This window comes from Dietzia sp. B19 (genome assembly GCF_014145155.1).
GTDB lineage: Bacteria > Actinomycetota > Actinomycetes > Mycobacteriales > Mycobacteriaceae > Dietzia > Dietzia natronolimnaea.
The window spans coordinates 1-5,330 of sequence record NZ_JAALED010000045.1 but is presented as its reverse complement, the minus strand read 5'-3'; the positions used below and the strand labels follow the sequence as shown (position 1 = coordinate 5,330).

The following is a 5,330-nucleotide window of genomic DNA, read 5'->3' as shown; positions in this document are numbered from 1 at the left end:
GACGCCGCCGTGCGGGGTTCCGACGGCCGGTTCAGGCACCTGGCCACCCGCGATCCCGCGGAGGCGCTCGCGATGCTCGGCGACGTCCAGCACGTCCTGGTCGAGGGCGGCCCCCGTCTGGCCGGGGCGTTCCTCGCCGCCGGGCTCGTCGACGAGGTCGAGGCCTACCTCGCCCCGATCGTGCTGGGAGACGGTCGGTCCGCCGTCCGGGGTGCCGGGGTCGGCACGCTCACCGACGCCCACGGCTTCGAGGTGCGCGAGAGCGCGACCCTGGGTCGTGACGTCTACCTCCGCGTGACCAGACGCACCGCGTGACCAGGCGCACCGCATGACCACATCCACGAGAGGACCACACTGATGTTCACCGGAATCGTCGAGGAACTCGGCACGCTGGAATCGGTCGAGACCGTCGGGGACTCCGCGCGACTGCGGATCCGCGGACCCCTCGTCACATCGGACGCCCGTCACGGGGAGTCGATCTCCGTCAACGGCGTCTGCCTCACCGTCACGGAGTTCACCGCCGGAGAGGGATTCGACGCCGACGTCATGGCCGAGACCCTGGACCGCACCGCCCTGGGTGCGCTGAGCCCCGGGGACCCGGTGAACCTGGAGCGGGCGATGCGGGCGGACGCGCGGTTCGGGGGTCACATCGTCCAGGGGCACGTCGACGGGACCGGCGCGGTGATCAGCAGGACCGAGCACGACCAGTGGCACGTGGTGCGCATCTCGTTGCCGCAGGACCTGGCCCGTTACGTGGTGGAGAAGGGGTCGATCACGGTGTCGGGCACCTCCCTCACCGTGTCGGCGGTCAGTGCGCTCGACCAGACCGAACCGTGGTTCGAGGTCTCGCTCATCCCCACCACGCTGGAGGACACGATCCTCGGCGGCCTGACCCCGGGGGACGCGGTCAACCTCGAGGTCGATGTGCTGGCCAAGTACGTGGAGCGTCTCCTCGGTGGACGCGGTGGCCGGTCCCGGTGACCGGATGCGCCATACTTGTGGCCGTGCCCGCGGCCGACGCCCGGGATTGATGAGTACCGAGGAGAACCCGCAGCAGTGACCACCTTCGACGGCATCGACCGCGCCATCGCCGACATCGCGGCGGGACGAGCCGTGGTCGTGGTGGACAGCGAGGACCGGGAGAACGAGGGCGACCTGATCTTCGCCGCCGAGCTCGCGACCCCCGAGCTCATGGGCTTCCTCGTGCGTTACTCGTCGGGGTACGTCTGCGTCGCGCTCGAGGCCGAGGACTGCCTCCGCCTGGATCTGCCGCCGATGCGGGCGATCAACGAGGACCGGCACGACACCGCCTACACGGTGACCGTGGACGCCCGTACCGGAGTCTCGACCGGGATCTCGGCCGCCGACCGCGCCCGCACCGCCCGGATGCTGGCCTCCACCGAAGCCGTCCCCGGGGACTTCACCCGCCCGGGTCACGTGGTGCCGCTGCGCGCGCGTCCCGGCGGGGTGCTGACCCGGCCGGGTCACACGGAATCCGCGGTGGACCTCGCCCGCCTGGCCGGCCTGCGGCCCGCCGGGGTGATCTGCGAGATCGTGTCCGAGGACGATCCGACCACCATGGCCCGGACCCCGGAACTGCGGCGCTTCGCCGACGAGCACGGGCTCGCGCTGATCACGATCGAGGCCCTGCAGGACTGGCGGCGGGCGCACGAGGTGCAGGTGATCCACGAGGCCGCCGCCCGCATCCCCACCCCTGCCGGCACGATGACCGCCCACGGGTACCGCGACGTCCTCCAGGGGGTCGAGCACGTGGCCATGGTCGCCGGCGACATCTCGGGCGACGAGCCCGTGTCGGTCCGCATCCACTCCGAGTGCCTCACCGGGGACGTCTTCCACTCGCTGCGCTGCGATTGCGGTCCGCAACTCGACGCGGCCGTCGCCTCGGTGTGCGAGGAGGGGCGCGGGGTGGTCCTCTACATGCGCGGTCACGAGGGCCGGGGGATCGGCCTGGTGCAGAAGCTCCGCGCCTATCAGCTTCAGGACGACGGCCGCGACACGGTGGACGCGAACCTCGACCTCGGACTGCCCGCCGATGCCAGGGACTTCAGCCTGGCCGCGCAGATGCTGCGCGATCTCGGGGTGACGCGCGTGCGGCTGATGACCAACAACCCCGCCAAGGCCGACGCCCTCCGTGCCGGCGGGGTCGAGGTGGTGGCGCGGGTCCCCATGCCCACCGCGGTGACCCCGGAGAACCTCCGGTACCTGCGGACCAAGCGGGACCGGATGGGCCACCTGCTCGAGGGCCTGGACGACGGGATCGACCCGGACACCAACGGAGAGGATCGGCGATGAGCGGCACCGGTAGGCCGGAATTGGTGATCCCCGACGCCCGCGGGCTGCGGCTGGGCGTGGTGGCCTCCACCTGGCACGACGAGATCTGCGCGCAACTGATGGACCGGGCCCTCGCGGTGGCCGAGACCTCCGGCGCGGTGGTCACCGTCGCCCGTGTCACGGGAGCCGTGGAGCTCCCGGTGGTCGCCCAGGAACTCGCCAGGTCACACGACGCCGTGGTGGCCCTCGGGGTGGTCATCCGGGGCTCGACCCCGCACTTCGACTACGTGTGCGGCTCGGTGACCGACGGCCTGACCCGGATCGCGCTCGACGAGGCCACGCCGGTCGCCCACGGGGTCCTCACCACCGAGAACGAGGCCCAGGCCCGCGACCGTGACGGGCACGAGGGCGCCACCGAGGACAAGGGCGGGGAGGCGGTCGCCGCCGCTCTCCGGGCGGCCGTCACCCTGCGCGACCTGCGGGCCGGACGATGACCGGGCGTTCGGACCTCGAGCGCCCGGATCTCGACCACTGGGACTTCGAGCACCGTCCACGACGACTCCGGATCGCCGTGATCGCGCTGGCGATCCTGACCGTCCTCGCCCACGTCGTCTGGGCTGTCGTGCTGGTCCGCGACGACACCGGGGTCACCATCGGGATCGCCGACCAGCTCGCCTTCGTGGCGATCGGTCTGATCTTCGCCGGCGTCCTGCTCACCCTCCTCCGGATCAGGGTGCGGGTGGGCGAGCAGGGGGTCGAGGTCCGCGGACCACTGCGTTCGCGGCTCTGGGACTGGCAGGACGTCGTGGGGATCACGTTCCCCCGGTCGAGCATGTGGCCCCGGCTCGAACTACCGGCCTACGAGCACGTCGGCGTCTGGGCCATCCTCACCGTCGACGGTCAGGACGCGGTCGAGGCCATGGGCACCATGCGGGAGACGGTCCGCCGGTACAAGCCCTCGGCCGCCGATCCCGAAACCGTCGCCGACCGCTGAGGCGTCGTGGCCGACCCGCGCACCTACCGCCCAGCCCCCGGTTCCATCCCGACGGAACCGGGGGTCTACCGGTTCCGCGACGCCCAGGGCCGCGTCATCTACGTGGGCAAGGCCAAGAACCTCCGCAGCCGGGTCGGGTCGTACTTCGCCGACCTCACCCTGCTCCACCCGCGCACCAGACAGATGGTCACCGCCGCCGCGGGCGTCCAGTGGACCGTCGTCTCCACCGAGGTGGAGGCGCTCCAACTGGAGTACACGTGGATCAAGAAGTACGACCCCCGCTTCAACGTGCGGTACCGGGATGACAAGACCTACCCGCTCCTGGCGGTGACGGTGGGGGAGGAGTTCCCGCGCGCATTCGTCTACCGGGGGCCGCGCCGGGCCGGGACCCGCTACTTCGGTCCCTATTCCCACGCGTGGGCGATCCGGGACACGCTCGACACACTCCAACGGGTGTTCCCGGTGCGGTCGTGTTCGGCCGGGGTGTTCCGACGACAGGCCCAGCTCGGCCGCCCCTGTCTACTCGGCTACATCGACAAGTGCGCCGCCCCGTGTATCGGTCGGGTGACCGCGGACGAGCACCGCGAGATAGTCGACGAACTCTGCGACTTCCTCGCCGGCCGGACCGACGTCATCATGAAGCGGATCGAGAAGCGGATGCTCGAGGCGTCCGAGGACCTGGATTTCGAGCGCGCGGCCCGGCTGCGGGACGATCTCGGCGCGATGAGGCGGGCCATGGAGAAGCAGGCCGTGGTCCTGGGCGACGGTACCGACGCCGATGTCGTGGGCGTCGAGGCCGACGAGCTGGAGGTCTCCGTCCAGGTCTTCCACGTCCGCAACGGGCGCATCCGCGGCCAGCGCGGATGGGTGGTCGAGCACGCACACGGGGTGGACGCCGACGGCCGGTTCGACCCGGCGCTCGCGGTCCCCGGTGTCGTCTCGGACTACCTCGCCCAGTTCTACGGAGGGGAGGCCGACCTGGCCGGGGGCGCAGACTCGGGCGCGGATCTCGCCGCCGCGGTGCCACGGGAGGTGTTGGTACCGGCCCTCCCGGAGGACGCCGACGAGCTCGCCGACTGGCTCTCCACCCTGCGCGGATCCCGTGTGTCGCTGCGGATCCCCCGGCGCGGCGACAAGCGCTCGCTGGCCGAGACCGTCCGACGCAACGCGGTGGAGGCCCTGACCCAGCACAAACTGCGCCGCAGCGGTGACCTGACCGCACGGTCGGCCGCGCTGCAGGAGATCCAGGAGACCCTGGAGCTCGACACGGCCCCCCTCCGGATCGAGTGCGTGGACATCTCGCACACCCAGGGCACCGACGTCATGGCCTCACTGGTGGTGTTCGAGGACGGGCTGCCCCGCAAGAGCGACTACCGCCTCTACCGGATCCGCGAGGCGGCCGGCGACGGTCACTCCGACGACGTCGCGAGCATCGCCGAGGTGACCCGCCGACGGTTCCGGCGGCACCACGAGGAGCCGGCGGTGACCCCCGATGACACCGACGGCCCCGTCGACGACAGGGCCGAGCCCGACGACGCGGGGGCGGGCGGGTCCACCCCGACCCGCCGATTCGCCTACCCTCCCCAGCTCTTCGTGGTGGACGGCGGCCGACCCCAGGTGGAGGCCGCCGCCGAGGTCCTGTCCGAGCTCGGCGTCACCGACGTCCCGGTGATCGGGATCGCCAAGCGGCTCGAGGAGATCTGGTTGCCCGGGGAGGAGTACCCGGTCATCTTCCCCCGGCACGGCGAGGGGCTGTTCCTCCTCCAGCGTCTGCGCGACGAGGCACACCGCTTCGCGATCCGCGCGCACCGGGGGGCCAGGTCCAAGAGGATGACGACGTCGGTCCTCGACCAGGTGCCCGGTCTCGGGCCCGCACGACGGGCCGCGCTGCTCGAGAAGTTCCCCACCGTGTCCGCTCTCCGGGCGGCCGGGATCGACGACCTCTGTGCGGTCCCCGGGATCGGCCCCGGGGTGGCGGCCGCGATCCGGGCCACCCTGGGATCCGGAGACCCGGCGGCGACACCGGCGGAGACACCGGCGGCGG

6 protein-coding genes are annotated in these 5,330 nt (G+C 71.9%); all 6 read left to right on the top strand.

Going from position 1 to position 5,330, the window contains the following annotated elements; translation table 11 throughout:
- A partial coding sequence (locus G6020_RS01995) for a dihydrofolate reductase family protein (RefSeq protein ID WP_182609495.1) occupies nucleotides 1–315 on the top strand: 315 nt, incomplete at its 5' end.
- A 42-nt stretch (nucleotides 316–357) separates the two neighbouring features.
- Entirely contained in the window at nucleotides 358–981 is a 624-nt protein-coding gene (locus G6020_RS01990; protein WP_182609494.1) for a riboflavin synthase, read from the top strand.
- A 75-nt stretch (nucleotides 982–1,056) separates the two neighbouring features.
- A complete protein-coding gene (locus G6020_RS01985; RefSeq protein WP_182609493.1) occupies nucleotides 1,057–2,313 on the top strand; it encodes a bifunctional 3,4-dihydroxy-2-butanone-4-phosphate synthase/GTP cyclohydrolase II in 1,257 nt (418 codons plus the stop codon).
- Entirely contained in the window at nucleotides 2,310–2,786 is a 477-nt protein-coding gene (gene ribH / locus G6020_RS01980) for a 6,7-dimethyl-8-ribityllumazine synthase (RefSeq protein ID WP_179525336.1), read from the top strand. The genes G6020_RS01985 and ribH overlap by 4 nt, the downstream gene beginning before the upstream one ends.
- Nucleotides 2,783–3,286 (top strand): PH domain-containing protein, encoded by a 504-nt coding sequence (locus G6020_RS01975; RefSeq protein ID WP_182609492.1) that lies wholly within the window; start codon nucleotides 2,783–2,785, stop codon nucleotides 3,284–3,286. The genes ribH and G6020_RS01975 overlap by 4 nt, the downstream gene beginning before the upstream one ends.
- 6 nt (nucleotides 3,287–3,292) lie before the next feature.
- Nucleotides 3,293–5,330, top strand: a 2,038-nt coding sequence (gene uvrC, locus G6020_RS01970; protein ID WP_182609491.1) for an excinuclease ABC subunit UvrC, incomplete at its 3' end; no start/stop codon positions are given.